Genomic DNA, 22,250 nt, shown 5'->3' with positions numbered 1-22,250 from the left:
GTTTCTTATGATATCACGAAGCAGAGCTTTGGGGAATTAAACCCTGAGAGATTAAAAATTGATTATATCTGGCTTAATTAATTATAGAACTTTCCTATACAGAGCTATAGAGAATTTTTACTGTGCTCGTGATGAATCATTAAATATAAGAGATAAGCAACGTTTTAAGACTCGAGAAGATATAGAAAAATACTTAATAAGTAAACTGATGAATGAGAGTAAAAACTTACTACAAATAGATACTACAGTGAGTAGCAAGAAAGATTCCAAGAAAGCAATTGATCGTACATATATTAGACAGAATGCTAATAACCGATCAGTTGCGGGTTATGAATATAGTGTAGTTTGCATCGGTGCTCAGCCTAAATGGGCTGTACCAATATCTATAAACCTGAATTCTGGATTAGCTAATTTTGAGATATAGCAGGTTTGTTAGGTTTCATACAGTATGCAATTAGGGCGGATAAGATATGTACAAAGGCATTCCAAATTGATCTATGTCTTGTATGTTCGATCTCGAAAGCACCCTTCAGCACACTAAATACTGTTTCGATAATTGAGCGTTTGCGTAATAATATTTTTTCAAATAATGGCATAAGTTTATTCTTCATTTTCTTCTTTATGCCAGTTACTAACTTGATTCCTTTGCTGTATAGATCATCAAAGAGCTCCTGTTTGATATAACCCTTATCGCCAAACAATAATCCCGTGATATGTTTGGTGATTATCGAAACCGGCGCTCTATCATCTACATTACCAGGCGTTAGTTTTAGACCTTGAATCTCACCTTTTTCGTTAATAACCAAATGTAATTTTAGACCAAAAAACCAACTTTTTGTTGTTTTACCCAAAGCAGCAATACCGGCAAAGACTTTATTACGAGAGATTCTTTTTCGATGACAAACCTCTAAAGATGTGGCGTCAATATAAGAAACTCCCGTAGATTGAGCTGCCTGCATATACCATTCAAGTAATAAAACTAAATAACTCAGAACTCTTGGTTTTAGAGCTATAAAACGAGTATATGATGGAAGAGTTTTTTGGAGTAAAGGATATTTTATGAGCACAGTAGGTAAACATGGTGATGAGCAGAAATTACGTAATTATGTACAGAATCAAGGTTCAGGCAAACCTTCTTATAAAGCATTTCAACAAAAACAGTTAAAGCTTTTTGGATAGATACCTCGTAGCTCTGCTGCGAGGAGCATCATTTTTCCTATTTAGAGCAACTAGGTAAATTTCTGTTGATTCTTTGCGGCTGGATGATGGTTTGAAATGTTTGACAGTAGAGAATTCACGTTTCACTTTGTTTAAAAGCTCATTTTCAGCCCCACCACGAAAGATTTTAGCAATAAAGTGACCGGAAGGGTTTAAGACTTTGAAAGCAAACTCAAAAGCTTGCTCGCATAAAAGCAGAGTTCTTATATGATCGGTAGCTTTGTGACCTATAGTATTTGATGCCATATCACTAAGCACTATATCAGCTTTGCCGTTTAAAGCTTGAATAATTAATTCTTCAGTATCTTTTTCAAAGAAATCTTTTTGAAAAGATTCAACTCCAGGAATTGGTTCGATTTCAAGCAAATCAACTGAAATTATTTTATTTTTTAAATTACCATCAGTGGCTTTAATAAGTTTAGAAGCTACTTGACTCCATCCCCCTGGGGCTGCTCCTAAATCAACTACTTTCATATTTGGGGTGAAAATTTTAAATTTTTCATGAATCTCAAGGAGTTTATATGCAGCCCTTGATCTAAAGCCTTCAATGCGTGCTTTTGCAACATAAGGATCATTTAACTGACGCCTTAGCCAGTTGCTAGAAGAAACAGTGCGTTTTTTAGAAGTCTTAACTCTAACAAACTTATTTCTATAACCACTTAAATTATTTGTCATAAAATCTTTTATTTTCGTGTGCTATTTTATCTAATATAGAATTAACAAAGCCTATTTCGTGGTCATTTAGCATATCATGTGCTATATCTGTATATTCATTAATTATTACTTTAGTAGGTATATCTGGAAAAAATAATAATTCACATATACCACTGCGTAATAAAGCTTGTAGCAAAATAGGTATATGATTTTGGTTTTTATCATTTACCAGATGATTAATTATAATTTCATCTATTTTATCAATATTTTCAAATACCAACTTTACCAACATTTTAAAATGACTTATAGTTAGTGATATTTTTATGGGTGAATCAGTCATAGAAGTATCGTTGCGATAAAAAGAAAGTACATTTTCTATTATATCATCTATATTGTCATTGTTCCGTAACATATGTTGATATATAGCTTGTATTGCTGCAATACGTGCAATCGACTTCTTATTGATTTTATTTGAACTCATAAAAAGAAATAAAGTGTTAAATTTAGCATACTATACTTTAAAACTACTTATTTGTATACTCGTTTAATTTGGAAAATTGGCTACGTCATTCTATAAGTGTGCAGGTAGCAACGTATTAAGTCACTACTGCCGCTCCTAATTTTATGAGCCGATTACTCTTTTCCAAATTCAACTTCGTCTACCTACATATTAATAATAAAAAATTTATGTTATCTATAGTCGGATTTATTATAACAATTAGCATCTTGGTGTTTATCCACGAGCTAGGGCATTATGCAGTTGCAAGATTCTTTAATGTAAAAATCGAAGAATGTTCGATAGGTTTCGGCAAAGAATTAATCGGTATTACAGACTCAAAAGGGGTTAGGTGGAAAATTTGTTTATTGCCCCTCGGGGGATATGTTAAGATTTATGGTTATGATCGAAACATTATGGATAAAACGCAAGAAATAAATGAAAAAGTAGCGTTTTATGCTAAGTCTTGTTTTGAGCGTTTTTTAATAGTTGCAGCAGGACCTTTAATTAATTATTTCCTTGCTATAATAATATTTGCCGGATTTTATTTTTGCCTTGGTAAAGTAGAAATTCAGCCTGTAATAGGAGAGGTAATAGCTGAATCACCAGCAGAAAAAGCTAATTTGCGAGAGGGTGATAGAATTGTTAAAGTTAATAATAAATTAGTTAAAGATTTTAGTGATGTACAAAAAGAAATACTAATTAATGGTTTAAATTCCTCTACTTTATTAATAGAGCGCAAAGGTGAAGAATTTACTGTTAATATAATGCCTGAAGAAGTAGTTGTAGAAAAAGCTAGGAAAATACTGCGTATTGGTATTATGGCTAACAATGAACCTGTTCACACTAAAATAGGGATATTATCAAGCTTATCAGAAGCAATATGTGATACTATAGATATATCGGCTGTAACTTTAAAAGCAGCATCACAAATGATTGTAGGAAAGCGATCAGTAAGTGAAATAGGTGGACCAGTAGCTATTGCAAAAGAATCAGGAAGAACTTTAGAACAGAGTATAGAGATGTATTTACTATTTATAGCAATGCTTTCGGTAAATTTAGGGCTACTTAACCTGTTACCTATACCAGTACTTGATGGCGGTCATTTATTATTCATATTATATGAGGCAGTTACGGGTAAATTACCGAATATTAAAGCTAGAAATATTTTATTACAAATAGGGATAATGATAATAATTTTCCTCACTGTAATTTCTTTTTCTAACGATATAAAAAATTTATTCTCTTAAGTGGGTAGATTTACTTGCTATAGTTAATATTATTTACTATAGTGTACGTTTAACTGAAGTTTTGACAAAAAATTTTTATTAAAAAAAGTGGCGGGTGTATCAATCTATAATTTGTATTATATATCAAATAATTTACTTTAAATTGTAGAAATATCGCTTTTAAGCTGATAAAAGCACTAAATATTTAACTTTAAATATAAATTTTTACTTTAGTCAGAAAAATTAGAATTTTTGTCAAAACTTCAGGTTTAACGCAAAAATTTTAAATAAATCTTATAAGAAGGTTTTAGGTGATAATCAGGTCAATTATTAAATTAGCAATTTTAACAGTAACAATTTTTTATTATAACATTTCCCTAGCAGATTCAGTTATTCGTAAAATAACTATAGAAGGTAATCATAGAATTGAACGCTCTACTATTGAGAGCTATTTAAAGCTAAAACCTGGTGAAAGCTATAATAGTTTAAAAGAAGACGAAGCAATAAAACGCTTATATGCTACTTCACTTTTTAGAAACATCAAAATGGATATGTCAAGCGATGGTAATTTAATTGTTAGCGTTACTGAAACTCCATTTATAAGTAGCGTAGTGTTTAGAGGTAACTCTAAAATAAAAGCTAATATGCTATCTAAAGAGATTTATACGATGGCAGGTGAGTCTTTAAGCCAAGCTAAAATTGAATTAGATGTAAAAAAAATATCAGAAATTTATAAACGTAGCGGACGTTTTGCTACTATAGTAACACCTAAAATTGAAGATTTAGAAAATAACAGAGTTAAGGTTATTTTTGATATCGCAGAAGGACCAAAAACTGGTATTAAATATATTTATTTTAGTGGTAATGAAAGTTATAGCGATTCAGAGCTTAAATCTATCGTTTTAACTAAAGAATCTCGTTGGTTTCGTTTCTTAGATAGTAATGATACTTATGAACCTGATCGTATTGAATATGATAAAGAATTATTAAAAGAATTCTATCAATCAGTTGGTTTTGCAGATTTTAGAGTAATTTCGGTATCAGCTGAGTTAAATAATACCAAAGAATATTTCGTTCTTACATATTCTCTTGAAGAGGGTGAAAAATATAATTTCGGTAATGTTACAATAGAAAACAAATTAACCAATATCGATATAACTCCTATTAATAAAATTGTTAATATTAAGCAAGGTAGTGTTTTCAATATGAAAACAGTTGAAAATATTGCTGATAAAATTGGAGAATATTTTACAGCAGTAGGCTATCCAGTAGTGAATGTTTATCCTGATATTGTAAAAAATCCTGATCATACAATTAATATTAAATTTATTATAGAGAAAGCCGATAAGGTTTATATCAATAAAATTAATATTATTAATAATCTTAAAACTGAAGATCATGTTATAAGAAGAGAGTTTAAATCTGAAGAAGATGATATACTAAACCGTTCTTATATTGAAAAAGGAGAACGTAATCTTAGAAACTTAGATTATTTTGAGAAGATAGGAATTACTTTTGCTCAAGCAAAAACCAAGGATAAATATGACTTAAATGTTGAGGTTGATGAAAAATCTACTTCTGCTGTCGGTTTTGATTTAGGGTATAACTCCACAGGTGGGGTATTTGGACGCTTCTCTTTCTTAGAGCGTAACTTAGTAGGTACGGGTAAAATACTTAATGCTGGTGTGCAGGTAAGTAAAAATACTACTAGCTATTATGGTGGTATTACTGACCCACATTTCTTAGATCGTGATTTATCCCTAGGTGTAAGCGGATTTATCAATAAAAGCGGTCGTGGTCAGAGTGTACTTTCCAACACAGATCAAAATTATAGACAGCATTCTGTAGGTGGTAAAACTTCCTTAGGTTATGAAATTAAAGAAGATTTAAGCCACGAAATAGATTATTTAATTAAACGTGATACCTTGAGTGCTCCATCTCCATCAAGTTCAATATTTTTACAGGAGCAAATGGGTAAGTTTATTACTTCTGCTATTGGTCACACTATTGCTTATGATCAAAGAGATAGTAAAATTATTGCGAAGAATGGTTATTTAGTAAGTGTTAGTCAAGAATATGCGGGTATTGGAGGTGATAATAAATATCTGAAACATGAAGTTGATGGTAAATATTATAAATCTTTCATACAAAATAAGCTTACTGTCAAACTATCTGCTTCTGGAGGTGATATTGCAGCACTCGGCGGACGAGTTATTAGAATTTCAGATCGCTTTAATTTAGGTGATTATAGCTTAAGAGGTTTTGCTAGCGGTGGTGTTGGACCACGTAAAAAAGTTACTAATGAAGGTTTAGGCGGTAAAAGATATTATACATTTTCTACTGAACTTAACTTCCCAACTCCAGTACCTGAAGAATTTAACCTTACTGGTGCGGTATTTATGGATTTAGGAAGCTTATGGGGAGTAGGCTTAAATAAAGCAAAATATCAAAGTCCAAATGGTATTTATAATGATAAGTCACTTAGAGCATCAGTCGGTTTCGGGTTTATTTGGGTAACACGCTTTGCACCAATTAGAATGGACTGGGGTTTTGCGGTTAAAAAGAAGAAATACGACGATACGCAGCATTTCCACTTAAGGTTTTCTACGCATCTTTAGTGGTATTGTAATCTAGTTTGCTTCAGGCTTTATCGCATAGCTTGAAAAAGTGTGCAATGTCATCCTAACGTGGTCGTTGTGCTTGCGTGAAGTAGTTTTTTCTTGTCATCCCGTGGCGGCGTTATTGCGTAGATCGGAAAACGCCCTCGGTGTCATGCCGTGGCTTGACCACGGCATCCAGTTAAAAATATCAATATTATTGATATTTTTAGTTATTTTTCTGGATCTAGTTCCCAAGCAACTAGATGATTACCTTAGGGCGTTTTTCGATCCACGCAAGCAATCCCCCTCATGCAGGAATGACACCAAAGCCATACAAAAATGCCGCCACGGTATAACACAGATGTGAAACCGAACCATACAACAACGCCATGCGAAAACTATATTAAGGACGCATTGTTAGTTTCGTGAAAAAAATTGGTATTACTAACTAAGTATAGATATCATCATTGCGAGGAAAAACTATAAGTTTTGACGAAGCAGTCTAGTAAAATGCATAGCATTTGTATTGTCCCAAATTTGGGAGAAAAACCTCGCACTTGCAGTGCGTCGTTTTAACATATAGAATGAAGAGATGCAGTATTACAAGAAGCGAAGCCACACAGTTTACGATTGCACTTATCATATAGTATGGGTGACTAAATATCGCTATAATGTAAGAATAATGGTGTAGAGATATTAAGAGGGAAGATAGCTTCAAATCACGTACATATCTATGTATCTGTGCCACCTTATCAAAGTATTAGTAAGGTGGTACAGTATCTCAAAGGAAAGAGTTCAAGGAAGATTCAGCAGGAATTTCCAGAATTACGGCAACAGTATTGGGGTAAACACTTATGGGCTGTTGGATATTTTGTCAGAACCACAGGCAATGTGACTGACAAAATGATTAAGGATTATATTGATAAACTGTATTAGTTGACATTTGATCTTACATTTAATCTCTCAGGGTTTAATTCCCCGAAGCTCTGCTTCGTGATATCATAAGAAACAACTAAAACTTTTTTAGATACCTCGTAGCTCTGCTGCGAGGAGCATCATTTTTCCTTTACAGAGCCTAGTACTTCCACAATAATACTTCCAAAATAATTTTCTTATTTTAAATTCTTGCCGATGTAGCTCAGCTGGTAGAGCGGCGCATTCGTAATGCGTAGGTCTGGGGTTCAAATCCCCACATTGGCACCGTAAACCTGAAGTTTTGACAAAATCCTTTCCATAAGGAGAAATGTATTCCAATTTTTTTATACTTTTTTAACGCCAATTTAGGATAAGAGAAGTTGTTCTGGAGCTATAGCTTAATGCGATAAGGTAGTGACTTATAGTATGAGTTGGATTATACTAAATGAAAAACTTATGGCAAAGGCATATTCATACGATTTAAGAATACGAGTAATAAAAAGTTTAACAGATGGTAAAACAATAAAAGAGACTGCAGAGATATACTCTATTAGTAGGAAGACTATAATAGAGTGGAAAAAATTAAAGAAACAAACTGGCGATGTCAAAGCAAAAAGTGGTTATCATACAGGACATCGTAGAATAATAAGAGACATAGAGGGATTTAAAAAATTTATAGAACTTAATTTTGATAAAACCACCATGGAGCTAGCTAAGAACTGGAGTCAAAAAGTATCTGCAAGTACTATATCAAGATTGCTTAATAAATTAGGTTATAGTTATAAAAAAAACTTTTCTTCATCCCAAAAGGGATATTGGTCTAAGGAATGAGTTTATATTGAAACTAAAAACTATAGATAAACAAGATTTAGTATTTATAACCTGAATTCTGGATTAGCTAATTTTGAGATATAGCAGGTTTGTTAGGTTTCATACAGTATGCAATTAGGGCGGATAAGATATGTACAAAGGCATTCCAAATTGATCTATGTCTTGTATGTTCGATCTCGAAAGCACCCTTCAGCACACTAAATACTGTTTCAATAATTGAGCGTTTGCGTAATAATATTTGTTCAAATAATGGCATAAGTTTATTCCAGGAGTTTCGCACTTAGCAAAGTTGCGAATCAGTTAAAAGCCATCTGATATTGTTTTGAATTGATGTTTTTATAACTTCCCAAGTTTGTTGATATAAAGTAATGTTTTCATTTATCCTCCTTTTATTCATATCAAGCCAGGCAAATACTGCAAGGCAAATATGATTTCTTTGAGCTCGGCCCGTGCGTGCCTGACAGCGTTCAATACCACAAGTTTGTTTTAATTCTCGATGATAAACCTCTATAGACCAACGTGCCTTAACAATTTTCTCTATTTGCTCACGTGTGGGATTTTCCAAGTTCGTTGTTATGTAATCAATGCGACCATTCTTTGCCACAAACTTAAATACCGTAACCCAACCGTATCCACGTAGGTGAATTTTTAGCCCCTCATCGGGTATCTCTAAACTTTCCAAGCTAACATTATGATTAACTTTTCTATTTTTCCTTAGGGTGGTAACCCATAGCCAGCCTAAATTACGTATATGTTTTAAATTCTCCAACCCGCTATACCAAGCATCCATGACTATGGCATCAGGATTGAGACCTCTTTCTTTAGCTAAAGTAAGCATATCACAAAAATGCTCATTCTTTGTTTTACCATCAGTGTCTTTATCATATATTCTATAATCTACGGGAGTAGATTGAGCAATTTTAGTATTGTAATGTAGTAAGTTTACCATTCCTATACCAGGTATAACATCATGTACAGCTCCAGAATATTGATAACGTACAAGCTCAATCTTCTGACTGTATTGCTTTGATAATAAGGTGTCATCCCCCACTAATAAACACGGTGCTTCCCAATCTATATATTTTGACACTTCCTTATAGATTTCGCTAGGACGAAAATCCTTACTCTTTAACCATCGACTTGCACTATCGTGAGATAGATCTACTGGACTCACTTCAGATAATGCCTTGCTAGTATATCTGACACTACTTGCTTGTAAAAATGATTTATATAAGTCCTTGCTACATTTTGTTCTTGTCATTTTTATCTAAAACTATTTTTCTCTAGATTAACATACTTTTTGCTAAGTGCGAAACTCCTGTATTCTTCATTTTCTTCTTTATGCCAGTTACTAACTTGATTCCTTTGCTGTATAGATCATCAAAGAGCGCCTGTTTGATATAACCCTTATCGCCAAACAATAATCCCGTGATATGTTTGGTGATTATCGAAACCGGCGCTCTATCATCTACATTACCAGGCGTTAGTTTTAGACCTTGAATCTCACCTTTTTCGTTAATAACCAAATGTAATTTTAGACCAAAAAACCAACTTTTTGTTGTTTTACCCAAAGCAGCAATACCGGCAAAGACTTTATTACGAGAGATTCTTTTTCGATGACAAACCTCTAAAGATGTGGCGTCAATATAAGAAACTCCCGTAGATTGAGCTGCCTGCATATACCATTCAAGTAATAAAACTAAATAACTCAGAACTCTTGGTTTTAGAGCTATAAAACGAGTATATGATGGAAGAGTTACAAAGTCTGATTTATATAATTTATAATGGACTAATGGTATGGACCTCCTGATATAGAGAATGAAAAGCAGTTGCTAATCTTCTAGGGTTAATATTTAACATATTAAAACAACAATTAAGGAGGTCCATATGGAGGTTACTACAATTGGTATAGATATTGCAAAAAGAATTTTTCAAATTCATGGTGTAGATAAAAATGGCAAGACAGTATTAAAGAAAAAATTGATGAGAGATCAGGTTTTGACATTTATGGCTAATTTACCACAATGTTTAGTAGGGATGGAAGCTTGTGGTGGTTCTAGTTATTGGGCAAGAGAAATAACTAAATTAGGGCATGAAGTAAAACTAATGGCACCGCAATTTGTCAAACCATATGTTAAAACTAATAAAAATGATCAAGCAGATGCTGAAGCGATATGTGAAGCCGTGACAAGACCTAATATGAGATTTGTTGCAATTAAAACTATAGAGCAACAAGAAATTTTATCAATACATAGGGTAAGAGAGAGATTGGTAAAAAATCGTACAGCACTTGCTAATGAAATTAGGGGGCTACTACATGAGTTTGGTTTTATTGTTCCTCAAGGCATTAATAAGGTTATCACAAAATTAATTGAGATTTTAGATGCAGGGAAATTAAGCCAGTTAAGTTATCAAACATTTAGTGAACTAAAAGAAGAATTCTTAGATAATAACAGAAAAATAAAAGAGATAGAAAAACGATTAACAATGATAGCAAGTAACCTAACTCAATATCAACGATTAAGAGCTATACCTGGTCTTGGTTTAATTACTGCTACTGCTTTAATAGCATCAATAGGTAATGCTACAAGTTTTGAGAATGGCAGGCAATTATCGGCATGGCTAGGATTAGTGCCAAGACAACATTCAAGTGGTGGGAAGGATAAGCTGCTGGGAATTAGCAAGCGAGGTGATGTATACTTACGCACTTTATTAATTCAAGGGGCTAGAGCTGTACTAAATGCCAAGATAAGATTTACATCGGAAGAACAGAAATCTAAAAAAGATTTTAGCCAATTTACGAAATGGATGTTTAATTTATCTGAGCGAAGTAGCCATAATAAAACGACAGTTGCCATAGCTAATAAGTTGGCAAGAGTGGTGTTTGCTGTACTAAGATCAGGAGATGATTATGTAGAGAGTAAAGTTTGTAGCTAAAGAGTGTGTAGCATAGCACTTATAAGTAAAATAAATGGTGATTTATATAATGAATAGGTAAAAGCAAAACAATATGTAAGAGATTCCAACCCAAAATATGCTTGAGATAATTAATATTGATGGTAAATAAGACAAACCTTAGCTTACAAAAAAACTGCGTTTTTCAGTGGCTCTTTTAGAAGCCGATGGACTGATAAGTATATAGTTTGTAAGCCAGCGAATTCCATCAGGGCTGTAGAATAAATTAGGTTGATTTATCAGCTATAAGCCGGATACATGACTGCATTTGTTTGTTTTTATTATTGATGTTATTTTTTTCTTGCATTCTACAGGAGGTCCATACATGAAAAAATTGGACAAAAAAATGAAGGAGTGTGTTTCCGCAATAAGTTAGAATAAATAGTCCGTCCGCCAAAACTCTAAAAGCCTTATAGGCAATAGGGTTTTAAGGCAAAAATGCATAGTAAAATCCATAAGAAAATGAAAGGTTTTATATCAAAAGCTTATGGAAATACAAAAAAATGACAATAAAAAAATGAATGCATTTTGGGAAATAGTGTGGTTTTTAATACAAAAATTTAAAATCAGCCCTCAAAATTAGAGTAATTTGCTCTAAAATCGCACTATTTTTGGAAATTAGTGACACAAGTGATATTTTTTAGAGTTTTGGCGGAGGGACTAAATAGCAATAAACTTAAGAGGAAAGATGAAGAAAAATAAAGTAAAAATTTTCAGTGCTTCAGAAAAAACGGGGATAGTATTAGAATTAATAAAAGAGGAGTCGACACTTGGTCAGTTAGCTTCAAAATATGCAATAAGTGTTAAAACAATTCAAAATTGGAAAAAACAGTTTTTAGGTAATGCGGCATTAGCTTTTGAACCAGCTAAAGTTTTGAGTGAATATCAAGCAGGAGTTTCGCACTTAGCAAAATTGTGTATTAGTTAGAAGCCATTTAATGTTGTTCTGAATTGATGTTTTTATAACTTCCCAAGTTTGTTGATATAAAGTAATGTTTTCATTTATCCTCCTTTTGTTCATATCAAGCCAGGCCAATACAGCAAGGCAAATATGATTTCTTTGAGCTCGACCCGTGCGTGCCTGACAGCATTCAATACCACAAGTTTGTTTCAATTCTCGATGATAAACTTCTATAGACCAACGCGCCTTAACAATTTTCTCTATTTGCTCACGTGTAGGATTCTCTAAATTAGTTGTTATGTAATCAATGCGACCATTTTTTGCCACAAACTTAAATACCGTAACCCAACCGTATCCACGTAGGTGAATTTTTAGCCCTTCATCGGGAATCTCTAAAGTTTCCAAGCTAACATTACGATTAACTTTTCTATTTTTTCTTAGGTTGGTAACCCATATCCAACCTAAATTACGTATATGTTTTAAATTATCCAAACCACTATACCAAGCATCCATAACTATAGCATCAGGCTTGATACCTCTTTCTTTAGCTAAAGTAAGCATATCACAAAAATGCTCGTTCTTTGTTTTACCATCAGTTTCTTTATCATATATTCTATAATCTACAGGAGTAGATTGATCAATTTGAGTATTGTAATGCAGTAAGTTTACCATTCCTATACCAGGTATAACATCATGTACAGCCCCAGAATATTGATAATTTACAAGCTCGATCCTCTTACTGTATTGCTTTGACAATAAGGTGTCATCTCCCACTAATAAACAAGGATCTTCCAGATCAATATATTTTGACACTTTGCTATAGATTTCGCTAGGGCGAAAATCCTTACTCTTTAACCATCGACTTGCACTATCGTGCGATAGATCTAATGGACTTACTTCAGATAATGCTTTGCTAGTATATCTTACACTACTTGCTTGTAAGAATGATTTATATAAATCTTTGCTACATTTTGATCTTGTCATTTTTATCTAAAACTATTTTTCTCTAGATTAGCATATTATTTGCTAAGTGCGAAACTCCTGTCAAGAACAAATAAATCATTTACAAGAGCAAAATGATGAACTTGCTAAAGCTCTTGGTAGAATCACAGTTGAGAGGGACTGGGCCGTGGGAAAGCTCAAAAGCTTGGATTTATCAAATAAAAAGAGTCTTGTACACTCCAAGCTAAATCAACTCTCAAAATCAAGACAGTGTGAACTATTAAAGATTAGTCGATCTACAGCCTACTATAAATCCAAGGAGATGAGTATAAATAAATTAAGTATTTTAAATAGAATAGATGAAATATATACAGATAATCCTGAATTTGGTTATCGCTATATTCATCAACAGTTACTAGAAGATGGTTTTATTGTCGGTAAAGATCGAGTACTGAAATATATAGCTAACGCGGAAAGGTTTTTACCATAGTTTTTGTATTTACTCACATATTCACCAGATCTAAATCCTATTAAACATTGCTGGACTAACTTTAAAAACTGTTTACGTAAAATTATTGATCAATGCCTAAGTTTTTCCTAATCTGTGGTAGAAACATTTCCGTGTTAGCTATATGAGGATGATGGGTATAGAAGCTATTTAGTCCGTCCGCCAAAACTCTACAAGCCTTATAGATAATATGGTTTTAAGACAAGAAGTAATACAACAATCCGTAAGAAAATGATAAAATATGGTCATAAACCTTATGGATTTCAGTCAATGCCAATAGACAACATTATCAAATCGCAAGAACAAGGGAAACTGTTTGGTTATAAATTAAAAGAAGAATTAAACCCAAATAATAAGCTATATAAATTAAGAGAATTAATAAATTGGTCTAGGCTCGAAGAGTGGTTATCAAAAAATGTTTGTATTAAGAAATTTGGTAGAAATAGAAAATGTCATAGAGTGATGCTTGGCATAACGATGCTACAAGCAATGTATAATTTTTCAGATTCATTATCAGAGGAAGAGCTAAAAGAGAATATGTATTGGCAGTATTTCTGCGGGTGGGAATATATAGAAAAAGACATAGCTATCTCGGAAACTAGTATACGACGGTTTCGTAGTGTATTAGGTGAAGCTGGATATAATGAGATATTATCGGAGTTGATCAGGGTTGGGATAAAAACTAACACAATTAAAAAAAAAGATTTGGAATTAATCATCGCTGATACGACTGTACAAATTAAGAATATCAAACACCCACACGATGTTTATTTAATGGATAAAGCTAGGCTTAGCATAGTAAAGCTTTGCAACAGTTTGGGTATACATTTGAATGAAACATACGCTAGAACCTATAAACGCGATATAGTAAAGCTATGGAAATATAAAGAACATAGTAAAGCCAAGAAGCGTTGGAAAATAATGAAGCATTTAAAAATATTACTGGGTCGTTTGATTAGAGTATGTGAGCGTGAGATCAAAAATAAGCAATTAAACTTGTCTCTCAAAAATCAAGAAGTATTGCAAAAAATAAAACAAATACATAACCAATCTGTTTTAAAAAGAGAAGCTAAAAAGCAATATAAAGAAGATAACAAAGTATTATATAGTTTTCATGCCCCTGAAGTAGAGTGTATAGGAAAGGGAAAACGCAACAAGCCATATGAGTTTGGCAATAAAGTAGCGGTAGTAGTAAGTGGTCGTAGAAATTTTGTTTTATCCGCAAAATCGTTTCATAATAATCCTTATGATGGTCATACATTGCATCAGAGCTTTGAAGCAGTAGAGAGTGTCACTGGAATCAAGATAAAGAAATCATTTGTTGATCTTGGGTATAGTGGTAGCAATGTAAAGGAGAAGAGTAAGGTATATACCCCAAAAACGCGGAAGAAGTTGTTACAAGAGGACAAGTCTATGATCAAGAGACGCAGTGCCATAGAACCAATAATAGGTCACTTAAAGCAATATGGTCGGATGGGTAGAAACTTCTTGAAAGGTATGATAGGAGATATTATCAATCCAATAATCTCTGCTATTGGTTTGAATTTACGATGCATTGCAAATCATTTACAAATCGTGTCTAACTCCACATAAATCAAAAATATCATCATGCAAAAACTAGATGAACGATAAAAAATCGTTAACAATAGCTCCATATCAAAATTAGACCAACACAGAAATGTATCAGTAAAAATTAACATAACTTATTAATTTTTATTGAAAATCTTAGCAATTTGTTGTCAAAACTCTATCCCATTACAAATGATCAGGATTTGAAGTGTTTTTGGCGGATAGACTATTTACCCACATAAGAAAAAATCTACTTCTCGAAACGATAGTGAGCATAAGATCTATAGCTACTTACTTGATCAATATTGGACTAAATCTGGCTCAACAAAGCAAGTGTATGTGCCTAATGTGAATGAGGTTTGGAGTGGTGACATTACTTACATTAGAACTAATGGTGGCTTTATGTATATGGCAGCTATTATAGATTGGCATAGCAAGGCCATATTGAGCTATAAACTGTCAAATTCTATGGATGCATCTCTTGTAACTGATGTCTTGAAACAAGCTCTCAGTAAGTATAACGCTCCACAGATATTTAATAGTGATCAAGGTAGCCAATATACCAGTTATGACCACATAAATATTCTCAAGGAGCATGATATCCAAATTTCAATGAATGGCAAAGGTAGAAGTATTGATAATATAGTAATAGAAAGGTTTTTTAGAACTTTAAAATATAATTGTATCTTTAGGTAAATTCCAGTATTAATTAAGCCAGATTTATATTTTCTTCCCATACCTCATTGGGTGTTTTATAACCGAGCACTTTTCTTGGTAAATTATTTAAAAAATCCTCAATTTCTTGTAATTGCTTTATTGTTAATTTTTTTATATCTAAAGATTTAGAGTATACTCTGTGCACCATTGAGTTAATCTTCTCTATCAATGGTTTTTGCCATGGAGAATAAGGATTGCAAAAATATACTTTTCGTTCAGATTTTGGCAATAGTTGTTCATGATTGGTAAATTCTTTGCCATTATCTAACGTTATGCTTTTGATTATATGCGACAATTGTTTAAGTTTTTTATTCATGTTACCAATCACATCTTGTGTTCTTTTTGAACGGTTTAAAGTGAGAAACACTTTTTGTGTTCTGATATCCACAAGAGCGCCTATATTACGACTTTGATTACCTTTGTTAAAAGTTAAATCACCTTCTAAATGACCTATTGCTGCTATCTTTCTATTTATCTCTGGTCTTTCAGTAATGGAAACTCGATTTGGTATTGTAATTCTTTTGTTTCTGATTCTTGTACCATGATGCAACCTATTTTTCCTTTTTCTTGCTAAAGATAAATATAATTTTTGCCTTTGTGCTATAGGAGATGTATAAATAAACTGGTATATACTCTCTGTAGAAATATTGACAGTATCTCGTGATAGTTTACGTCTACCTGAAATTATATCTGGTGAAATACCCTGTGTTAACTGCTTTATTATTTCTGCTCGTAAATTATTATCAATATCTAATTTTCTTTTTCTCTTACCTTGCCTTAAACTGCAAGCAAGTGTGTTAGCCCTATCTGGTCTATAATTATGCCTCATTCTCTTGAGTTCATAACATATAGTGCTTTTATCACGGCCAATCTTTGTCCCTATATATCGCGAGCTATAACCACTCTTATTCATTTCGTATATTTTAAATCTTTCATCTATCGTTAAATGAGCCATGATATATCTATATTTAATGATGCTCCTCGCAGCAGAGCTACGAGGTATCTAAAAAAGTTTTAGTTGTTTCTTATGATATCACGAAGCAGAGCTTCGGGGAATTAAACCCTGAGAGATTAAAAATGGATTATATCTGGCTTAATTAATTATAGAACTTTCCAACAGCGTAATTGCTTCCCATTATAACTCCCATGATACTTTTCTGTCAAATATGCTAATATGGTAGTTGCTTGCAACTCCGGTGCTGATTCTAGCATTGATTCTATTTCATCCCAGTGCTTCACAAATGGATCCTTACGTGTCCTATATTTACGTATTGTGCGTAATTCGCTTGGATACTTATTAATACGTAAATACTTACGTGCCGTTTTTACACTCATACCTGCTTTTGCAGCAGAAATTATCTGATTATATTTTTTGATCTTTTGCATTAAAATACCTACTTGGTTATTTGTACATGTCATCAGTAATTCTCGAATAATATTTAAATATTTAAAAATAAATTTTTATTCGATTTTACTGTCCATAGTTACTTCTTTTTTATAGGTAATTTTAATGTTCGTTGAGGGTAATTCTAATATTCGTTAGTCACTAATGGTGGCTTTATGTATATGGCAGCTATTATAGATTGGCATAGCAAGGCCATATTGAGCTATAAACTGTCAAATTCTATGGATGCATCTCTTGTAACTGATGTCTTGAAACAAGCTCTCAGTAAGTATAACGCTCCACAGATATTTAATAGTGATCAAGGTAGCCAATATACCAGTTATGACCACATAAATATTCTCAAGGAGCATGATATCCAAATTTCAATGAATGGCAAAGGTAGAAGTATTGATAATATAGTAATAGAAAGGTTTTTTAGAACTTTAAAATATAATTGTATCTTTATTAATGATTTTAACAATGTTAAAGAGTTAAAAGAGGGGATTGATCATTATCTGAATAAATATAATTATCACAGATTTCATTCAAGTATTGGTTATAAAAAGCCTATGAATGTATATCTGAATTATATGCAAAATTATCAGCAAATTGCTGCCTGAGAATCGAAAAATTAGGAAAACATACTACTCATTTTTTTGTCTTGATTTTTCATGTATGGACCTCCTGTAGAATGCAAGAAAAAAATAACATCAATAATAAAAACAAACAAATGCAGTCATGTATCCGGCTTATAGCTGATAAATCAACCTAATTTATTCTACAGCCCTGATGGAATTCGCTGGCTTACAAACTATATACTTATCAGTCCATCGGCTTCTAAAAGAGCCACTGAAAAACGCAGTTTTTTTGTAAGCTAAGGTTTGTCTTATTTACCATCAATATTAATTATCTCAAGCATATTTCGGGTTGGAATCTCTTACATATTGTTTTGCTTTTACCTATTCATTATATAAATCACCATTTATTTTACTTATAAGTGCTATGCTACACACTCTTTAGCTACAAACTTTACTCTCTACATAATCATCTCCTGATCTTAGTACAGCAAACACCACTCTTGCCAACTTATTAGCTATGGCAACTGTCGTTTTATTATGGCTACTTCGCTCAGATAAATTAAACATCCATTTCGTAAATTGGCTAAAATCTTTTTTAGATTTCTGTTCTTCCGATGTAAATCTTATCTTGGCATTTAGTACAGCTCTAGCCCCTTGAATTAATAAAGTGCGTAAGTATACATCACCTCGCTTGCTAATTCCCAGCAGCTTATCCTTCCCACCACTTGAATGTTGTCTTGGCACTAATCCTAGCCATGCCGATAATTGCCTGCCATTCTCAAAACTTGTAGCATTACCTATTGATGCTATTAAAGCAGTAGCAGTAATTAAACCAAGACCAGGTATAGCTCTTAATCGTTGATATTGAGTTAGGTTACTTGCTATCATTGTTAATCGTTTTTCTATCTCTTTTATTTTTCTGTTATTATCTAAGAATTCTTCTTTTAGTTCACTAAATGTTTGATAACTTAACTGGCTTAATTTCCCTGCATCTAAAATCTCAATTAATTTTGTGATAACCTTATTAATGCCTTGAGGAACAATAAAACCAAACTCATGTAGTAGCCCCCTAATTTCATTAGCAAGTGCTGTACGATTTTTTACCAATCTCTCTCTTACCCTATGTATTGATAAAATTTCTTGTTGCTCTATAGTTTTAATTGCAACAAATCTCATATTAGGTCTTGTCACGGCTTCACATATCGCTTCAGCATCTGCTTGATCATTTTTATTAGTTTTAACATATGGTTTGACAAATTGCGGTGCCATTAGTTTTACTTCATGCCCTAATTTAGTTATTTCTCTTGCCCAATAACTAGAACCACCACAAGCTTCCATCCCTACTAAACATTGTGGTAAATTAGCCATAAATGTCAAAACCTGATCTCTCATCAATTTTTTCTTTAATACTGTCTTGCCATTTTTATCTACACCATGAATTTGAAAAATTCTTTTTGCAATATCTATACCAATTGTAGTAACCTCCATATGGACCTCCTTAATTGTTGTTTTAATCTCTCAGGGTTTAATTCCCCGAAGCTCTGCTTCGTGATATCATAAGAAACAACTAAAACTTTTTTAGATACCTCGTAGCTCTGCTGCGAGGAGCATCATTATGTTAAATATTAACCCTAGAAGATTAGCAACTGCTTTTCATTCTCTATATCAGGAGGTCCATACCATTAGTCCACTATCGTAGTATAAATAATAGTTTTTAAAGTCCTTGCAAGGCGATAGATAAAAATATATGACTATTGTCATCAATTCTGCAAGACTTAATTTTCCTATTCTATGCCTTTGCTGATTTGTTGATAATAGACGGTGTTCTATCCATTCTTCATATATTTTACAAAAATTATCTACTAAATAATATACAGTTATGATACATCTTTTCATGTTGAGTTACTGATCTTTTATTAAAAAAATCTATCATAACTCAACATTAATCTCCTTTAAACCCTTTATCTATAAGCTTTCTATCTATCCCTTATCCTAAATTAGCGTTATTAAGCAATCTTGATATAGTACTTGCAGATACTTTTTGACTCCAGTTCTTAGCTACTGAAGTTTTGACAAAAATTCTAATTTTTCTGACTAAAGTAAAAATTTATATTGAAAGTTAAATATTTAGTGCTTTTATCAGCTTAAAAGCGATATTTCTACAATTTAAAGTAAATTATTTGATATATAATACAAATTATAGATTGATACACTCGCCACTTTTTTTAATCTCTCAGGGTTTAATTCCCCGAAGCTCTGCTTCGTGATATCATAAGAAACAACTAAAACTTTTTTAGATACCTCGTAGCTCTGCTGCGAGGAGCATCATTTAAGTACTATTTTTTATATTTTTTGGGTGATATTTTTTAGTAAAATTTGCTTTTAAATAAATAATAATTTATATTTACATGTGTAATCAGAAATAAAAAAATAAAAATGAATAACTCTCATACTAATACCAAATCTCATTTATTTCATATAGTTGATCCAAGCCCTTGGCCTATCTTAACTTCATTCGCTTTGCTTATTTTAGTTGTTGGTGGCGTTTCATTTATGCATAGTTATAAATTTAACCATTACATATTAGCTTTTGGAGTTATTGCAGTGGCTTATTGCTTATATTCCTGGTGGAGAGATGTAATAAAAGAGGGAATAATAGATCATAGTCATACCGAGTCTGTTAGACATGGTCTAAGAGTTGGGATGGCTTTATTTATTTTAACTGAAATAATGTTTTTTGGAGTATTTTTTGCATCTTTCTTTAAATCAAGTTTATCGCCTGTTGGTCTTTTAGATGGTGTATGGGTAATAAAACAAGGCGTATGGCCGCCACCTAACATTAAAGTTTTTGATCCATTTGATATTCCGTTTATTAATACTTTAATATTGCTTTTATCTGGTACTACTGTTACTTGGGCTCATTATGCCTTAGAAGAACGTAATCAAAAAGATTGTGTAACGGCTCTTGGTCTTACTATAATTCTTGGAATATTCTTCACTTGTATGCAAGCATATGAATATTACCATGCTGCTTTTAAATTTACTGATGGTATATATCCGTCTAATTTTTATTTAGCAACTGGCTTTCATGGTGCACATGTAATTATAGGTACTATATTTTTAATAGTATGCTATTTCAGGGCGAGAAGAGGTGACTTTGCTATTAAAAATAATGGGCATTTAGGATTTGAATTTGCAGCATGGTACTGGCATTTTGTTGATGTAGTATGGTTATTTTTATTTACTTTTGTGTATATATTTGGTAGTTAGTCATAGACTATAGACCATAATATGTGATTATAATGTTACTTAAAACAAGTATTTTTGCAATATTTTGGTATATTAATTTAAATTACATATATTTATAGGTTGATTTATATGTAAATAGAATATACATTAATCTTTAAAATAACTAATCATAATTGAGGTAAAAAATATGAATTTGCGTAAATTAAATGAAGAATTAATTGATTACAACATGTCGCTACGTCTATTATTTATGGTACTTGGTTTAGCTATTATAACAATGTCCATGGATAGTTTAGCTAAAGATAGCGTTGGTGATCCAGTAGGTGCGGCATTATGTAATGTAATTTTAATATTTAGAGGTAATACAGCAAGAGGTATTGCCGTTGTTGGTATAATCGTGCTAGGTATTCAAACACTTAGAGGAAAACTACAATGGGAAGTAGCTTTAGTTATAGTTGCGGCAATTATAATATTATTTAAAGCTCCAGACATAGTATCTGTGGTATCAGGTAGTAGTGGTAATGCTAATTGTGGTACCACCAGCGTTACTTCGTAATTGTTAACATTTAAGTTCTAAAGATAAAGTACTCATAAGATTTGCTCTTATGGGTACTTTTTCTTTTTTTAAGCTTTAAAAGCTCAAACATTATAAATTCTAGTTTCTATTAAAATAATAAAAACCCTTATCAAAAACACACAAAACCTAGCAAAAATATATAAGTTTACAAAATTTTAGAAATTGAATTCTTGAAACTGAAGTTTTGACAAAAAATTTTTAAATTAATAAGTATCCAAGCGAATTACGCACAATACGTAAATATAGGACACGTAAGGATCCATTTGTGAAGCACTGGGATGAAATAGAATCAATGCTAGAATCAGCACCGGAGTTGCAAGCAACTACCATATTAGCATATTTGACAGCAAAGTATCATGGGAATTATAATGGGAAGCAATTACGCTGTTTGCAGAAAAGGTTGAAACAATGGAGAGCTGCACATGGTAAGGATAAGACAGTAATCTTTTTACAAAATATTCTTCCTGGCAAACAGAGTCAGTCTGATTGGACCAATATGAATCAATTGGGTATTTGTATTGGTGGGCAACCATATCCTCACTTACTATTTCATTTTATGTTGCCTTATTCATGTTGGGAAACTTTTAGCATATGCCATAGTGAAAGTTTTGATACATTAGCATCAGGGTTTGAAAAAGCTGTATGGGAGTTAGGTGGAGTTTTACCAGAGCATCGTACAGATAATTTAAGTGCAGCTACCAAGCAATGTGGTAATAGTGACAATTTACAGAAAGATGGCAAGAATTGCTTGGTTATTACAATGTTGCACCATCGCGAAATAATCCAGGCGTCAGTCATGAAAATGGTTCTGTTGAAAAAAGTCATGATACATTTAAGCAAGCAGTGAATCAACATCTGCTATTACGTGGATCACGTAATTTTGTTGATTTAAAAGCTTATGAATTATTCCTTACACAAATTAAAGAA

Annotated in this window: 19 protein-coding genes, 1 tRNA gene and 7 pseudogenes; 16 read left to right on the top strand and 11 right to left on the bottom strand. The window is 32.4% G+C overall.

Annotated elements, in window-relative coordinates; genetic code table 11:
- Positions 1-58: 58 nt before the first annotated feature.
- Entirely contained in the window at positions 59-424 is a 366-nt protein-coding gene (locus AAHI98_RS07205) for a hypothetical protein (RefSeq protein WP_342225490.1), read from the top strand.
- Here AAHI98_RS07205 and AAHI98_RS07200 read toward each other — a convergent pair.
- Positions 408-1,034 (bottom strand): annotated as a pseudogene (locus tag AAHI98_RS07200) (IS982 family transposase); the annotation flags it as partial. The gene AAHI98_RS07205 and the pseudogene AAHI98_RS07200 overlap by 17 nt on opposite strands.
- On the opposite strand from AAHI98_RS07200, the gene AAHI98_RS07195 reads away from it, so the two are divergent.
- Entirely contained in the window at positions 1,012-1,179 is a 168-nt protein-coding gene (locus AAHI98_RS07195; protein ID WP_410526221.1) for a transposase, read from the top strand. The pseudogene AAHI98_RS07200 and the gene AAHI98_RS07195 sit on opposite strands and share 23 nt — an antisense overlap.
- Here the strand turns inward: AAHI98_RS07195 and AAHI98_RS07190 are convergent.
- Together AAHI98_RS07190 and nusB are read right to left on the bottom strand one after the other, a co-directional pair.
- Positions 1,162-1,893, bottom strand: coding sequence for an RlmE family RNA methyltransferase (locus tag AAHI98_RS07190; protein WP_342225488.1), 732 nt, complete (start codon positions 1,891-1,893; stop codon positions 1,162-1,164). The two genes, AAHI98_RS07195 and AAHI98_RS07190, sit on opposite strands and share 18 nt — an antisense overlap.
- Positions 1,883-2,353, bottom strand: coding sequence for a transcription antitermination factor NusB (gene nusB / locus AAHI98_RS07185; protein ID WP_342225487.1), 471 nt, complete (start codon positions 2,351-2,353; stop codon positions 1,883-1,885). Before nusB ends, AAHI98_RS07190 begins: the two co-directional genes overlap by 11 nt.
- Before the next feature lie 206 nt (positions 2,354-2,559).
- Between nusB and rseP the strand changes: the two genes are divergently transcribed.
- From rseP to AAHI98_RS07160, 5 genes and pseudogenes are all read left to right on the top strand, one after another.
- Complete coding sequence (rseP, locus tag AAHI98_RS07180) at positions 2,560-3,618, top strand: RIP metalloprotease RseP (protein ID WP_342225486.1); 1,059 nt, start codon at positions 2,560-2,562, stop codon at positions 3,616-3,618.
- 290 nt (positions 3,619-3,908) lie between these two features.
- Entirely contained in the window at positions 3,909-6,215 is a 2,307-nt protein-coding gene (gene bamA / locus AAHI98_RS07175; protein ID WP_342225485.1) for an outer membrane protein assembly factor BamA, read from the top strand.
- A gap of 574 nt (positions 6,216-6,789) precedes the next feature.
- Positions 6,790-7,133 (top strand): annotated as a pseudogene (gene tnpA, locus AAHI98_RS07170) (IS200/IS605 family transposase).
- A 191-nt stretch (positions 7,134-7,324) separates the two neighbouring features.
- A tRNA-Thr gene (locus AAHI98_RS07165) sits at positions 7,325-7,397 on the top strand.
- Between the two features lie 141 nt (positions 7,398-7,538).
- Positions 7,539-7,943, top strand: a complete 405-nt coding sequence (locus tag AAHI98_RS07160; RefSeq protein WP_342225484.1) for a helix-turn-helix domain-containing protein — start codon at positions 7,539-7,541, stop codon at positions 7,941-7,943.
- Between the two features lie 67 nt (positions 7,944-8,010).
- Here the strand turns inward: AAHI98_RS07160 and AAHI98_RS07155 are convergent.
- From AAHI98_RS07155 to AAHI98_RS07145, 3 genes and pseudogenes are all read right to left on the bottom strand, one after another.
- A pseudogene (locus AAHI98_RS07155) lies at positions 8,011-8,208 on the bottom strand (transposase); the annotation flags it as partial.
- A 15-nt stretch (positions 8,209-8,223) separates the two neighbouring features.
- On the bottom strand, positions 8,224-9,204 hold the full coding sequence (locus tag AAHI98_RS07150) for an IS701 family transposase (RefSeq protein ID WP_342224659.1): 981 nt from the start codon (positions 9,202-9,204) through the stop codon (positions 8,224-8,226).
- A gap of 28 nt (positions 9,205-9,232) precedes the next feature.
- Positions 9,233-9,733, bottom strand: a pseudogene (locus AAHI98_RS07145) (IS982 family transposase); the annotation flags it as partial.
- A gap of 97 nt (positions 9,734-9,830) precedes the next feature.
- Here AAHI98_RS07145 and AAHI98_RS07140 point away from each other — a divergent pair.
- Both AAHI98_RS07140 and AAHI98_RS07135 read left to right on the top strand, forming a co-directional pair.
- Positions 9,831-10,880 (top strand): IS110 family RNA-guided transposase, encoded by a 1,050-nt coding sequence (locus AAHI98_RS07140; RefSeq protein ID WP_342224642.1) that lies wholly within the window; start codon positions 9,831-9,833, stop codon positions 10,878-10,880.
- A gap of 706 nt (positions 10,881-11,586) precedes the next feature.
- Positions 11,587-11,826, top strand: a complete 240-nt coding sequence (locus tag AAHI98_RS07135) for a helix-turn-helix domain-containing protein (RefSeq protein ID WP_342225483.1) — start codon at positions 11,587-11,589, stop codon at positions 11,824-11,826.
- Here AAHI98_RS07135 and AAHI98_RS07130 read toward each other — a convergent pair.
- Entirely contained in the window at positions 11,803-12,783 is a 981-nt protein-coding gene (locus AAHI98_RS07130) for an IS701 family transposase (protein WP_342224656.1), read from the bottom strand. The genes AAHI98_RS07135 and AAHI98_RS07130 overlap by 24 nt on opposite strands.
- Before the next feature lie 46 nt (positions 12,784-12,829).
- Between AAHI98_RS07130 and AAHI98_RS07125 the strand changes: the two genes are divergently transcribed.
- From AAHI98_RS07125 to AAHI98_RS07115, 3 genes and pseudogenes are all read left to right on the top strand, one after another.
- On the top strand, positions 12,830-13,231 hold the full coding sequence (locus AAHI98_RS07125) for an IS3 family transposase (RefSeq protein ID WP_342225482.1): 402 nt from the start codon (positions 12,830-12,832) through the stop codon (positions 13,229-13,231).
- Positions 13,232-13,480: 249 nt separating this feature from the next.
- On the top strand, positions 13,481-14,842 hold the full coding sequence (locus AAHI98_RS07120) for an IS5 family transposase (protein WP_342224717.1): 1,362 nt from the start codon (positions 13,481-13,483) through the stop codon (positions 14,840-14,842).
- A 204-nt stretch (positions 14,843-15,046) separates the two neighbouring features.
- Positions 15,047-15,508 (top strand): annotated as a pseudogene (locus AAHI98_RS07115) (transposase); the annotation flags it as partial.
- Between the two features lie 19 nt (positions 15,509-15,527).
- Here AAHI98_RS07115 and AAHI98_RS07110 read toward each other — a convergent pair.
- Positions 15,528-16,490 (bottom strand): IS30 family transposase, encoded by a 963-nt coding sequence (locus AAHI98_RS07110; protein ID WP_342224646.1) that lies wholly within the window; start codon positions 16,488-16,490, stop codon positions 15,528-15,530.
- Positions 16,491-16,636: 146 nt separating this feature from the next.
- Entirely contained in the window at positions 16,637-16,954 is a 318-nt protein-coding gene (locus tag AAHI98_RS07105) for a hypothetical protein (protein ID WP_342225481.1), read from the bottom strand.
- Positions 16,955-17,086: 132 nt separating this feature from the next.
- On the opposite strand from AAHI98_RS07105, the pseudogene AAHI98_RS07100 reads away from it, so the two are divergent.
- Positions 17,087-17,539 (top strand): annotated as a pseudogene (locus AAHI98_RS07100) (transposase); the annotation flags it as partial.
- A 396-nt stretch (positions 17,540-17,935) separates the two neighbouring features.
- On the opposite strand, the gene AAHI98_RS07095 reads toward AAHI98_RS07100, so the two are convergent.
- Positions 17,936-18,985 carry an IS110 family RNA-guided transposase gene (locus AAHI98_RS07095; protein WP_342224642.1) on the bottom strand — a complete coding sequence of 350 codons (1,050 nt, stop codon included), beginning with the start codon at positions 18,983-18,985 and terminating at the stop codon, positions 17,936-17,938.
- A 207-nt stretch (positions 18,986-19,192) separates the two neighbouring features.
- A pseudogene (locus AAHI98_RS07090) lies at positions 19,193-19,393 on the bottom strand (IS982 family transposase); the annotation flags it as partial.
- Between the two features lie 540 nt (positions 19,394-19,933).
- Between AAHI98_RS07090 and AAHI98_RS07085 the strand changes: the two are divergent.
- The 3 genes from AAHI98_RS07085 (at position 19,934) to AAHI98_RS07075 (ending at position 22,170) form a co-directional block, all read left to right on the top strand.
- Positions 19,934-20,767, top strand: coding sequence for a cytochrome c oxidase subunit 3 (locus AAHI98_RS07085; protein ID WP_342225480.1), 834 nt, complete (start codon positions 19,934-19,936; stop codon positions 20,765-20,767).
- Positions 20,768-20,933: 166 nt separating this feature from the next.
- Positions 20,934-21,302 carry a TrbC/VirB2 family type IV secretion system protein gene (locus AAHI98_RS07080; protein WP_342225479.1) on the top strand — a complete coding sequence of 123 codons (369 nt, stop codon included), beginning with the start codon at positions 20,934-20,936 and terminating at the stop codon, positions 21,300-21,302.
- Between the two features lie 313 nt (positions 21,303-21,615).
- Positions 21,616-22,170: a hypothetical protein gene (locus tag AAHI98_RS07075; RefSeq protein WP_342225478.1), complete on the top strand. Its 555-nt coding sequence runs from the start codon at positions 21,616-21,618 to the stop codon at positions 22,168-22,170.
- Positions 22,171-22,250 lie beyond the last annotated feature (80 nt).

Source organism: Rickettsia endosymbiont of Urophora cardui, from assembly GCF_964030725.1.
In the GTDB taxonomy this organism is placed as follows: Bacteria; Pseudomonadota; Alphaproteobacteria; order Rickettsiales; family Rickettsiaceae; genus Rickettsia.
The sequence above is the reverse complement of the archived record's forward strand: the minus strand, read 5'-3'. Positions and strand labels throughout refer to the sequence as shown.

What these genes read in the sequence shown, in the direction of transcription:
- AAHI98_RS07190 (WP_342225488.1), bottom strand. Translation starts at nt 1,893, where the DNA reads ATGACAAATAATTTAAGTGGTTATAGAAATAAGTTTGTTAGAGTTAAG.
- nusB (WP_342225487.1), bottom strand. Translation starts at nt 2,353, where the DNA reads ATGAGTTCAAATAAAATCAATAAGAAGTCGATTGCACGTATTGCAGCA.
- rseP (WP_342225486.1), top strand. Translation starts at nt 2,560, where the DNA reads ATGTTATCTATAGTCGGATTTATTATAACAATTAGCATCTTGGTGTTT.
- AAHI98_RS07160 (WP_342225484.1), top strand. Translation starts at nt 7,539, where the DNA reads ATGAGTTGGATTATACTAAATGAAAAACTTATGGCAAAGGCATATTCA.
- AAHI98_RS07150 (WP_342224659.1), bottom strand. Translation starts at nt 9,204, where the DNA reads ATGACAAGAACAAAATGTAGCAAGGACTTATATAAATCATTTTTACAA.
- AAHI98_RS07140 (WP_342224642.1), top strand. Translation starts at nt 9,831, where the DNA reads ATGGAGGTTACTACAATTGGTATAGATATTGCAAAAAGAATTTTTCAA.
- AAHI98_RS07135 (WP_342225483.1), top strand. Translation starts at nt 11,587, where the DNA reads ATGAAGAAAAATAAAGTAAAAATTTTCAGTGCTTCAGAAAAAACGGGG.
- AAHI98_RS07130 (WP_342224656.1), bottom strand. Translation starts at nt 12,783, where the DNA reads ATGACAAGATCAAAATGTAGCAAAGATTTATATAAATCATTCTTACAA.
- AAHI98_RS07120 (WP_342224717.1), top strand. Translation starts at nt 13,481, where the DNA reads ATGATAAAATATGGTCATAAACCTTATGGATTTCAGTCAATGCCAATA.
- AAHI98_RS07110 (WP_342224646.1), bottom strand. Translation starts at nt 16,490, where the DNA reads ATGGCTCATTTAACGATAGATGAAAGATTTAAAATATACGAAATGAAT.
- AAHI98_RS07105 (WP_342225481.1), bottom strand. Translation starts at nt 16,954, where the DNA reads ATGACATGTACAAATAACCAAGTAGGTATTTTAATGCAAAAGATCAAA.
- AAHI98_RS07095 (WP_342224642.1), bottom strand. Translation starts at nt 18,985, where the DNA reads ATGGAGGTTACTACAATTGGTATAGATATTGCAAAAAGAATTTTTCAA.
- AAHI98_RS07085 (WP_342225480.1), top strand. Translation starts at nt 19,934, where the DNA reads ATGAATAACTCTCATACTAATACCAAATCTCATTTATTTCATATAGTT.
- AAHI98_RS07080 (WP_342225479.1), top strand. Translation starts at nt 20,934, where the DNA reads ATGAATTTGCGTAAATTAAATGAAGAATTAATTGATTACAACATGTCG.
- AAHI98_RS07075 (WP_342225478.1), top strand. Translation starts at nt 21,616, where the DNA reads ATGCTAGAATCAGCACCGGAGTTGCAAGCAACTACCATATTAGCATAT.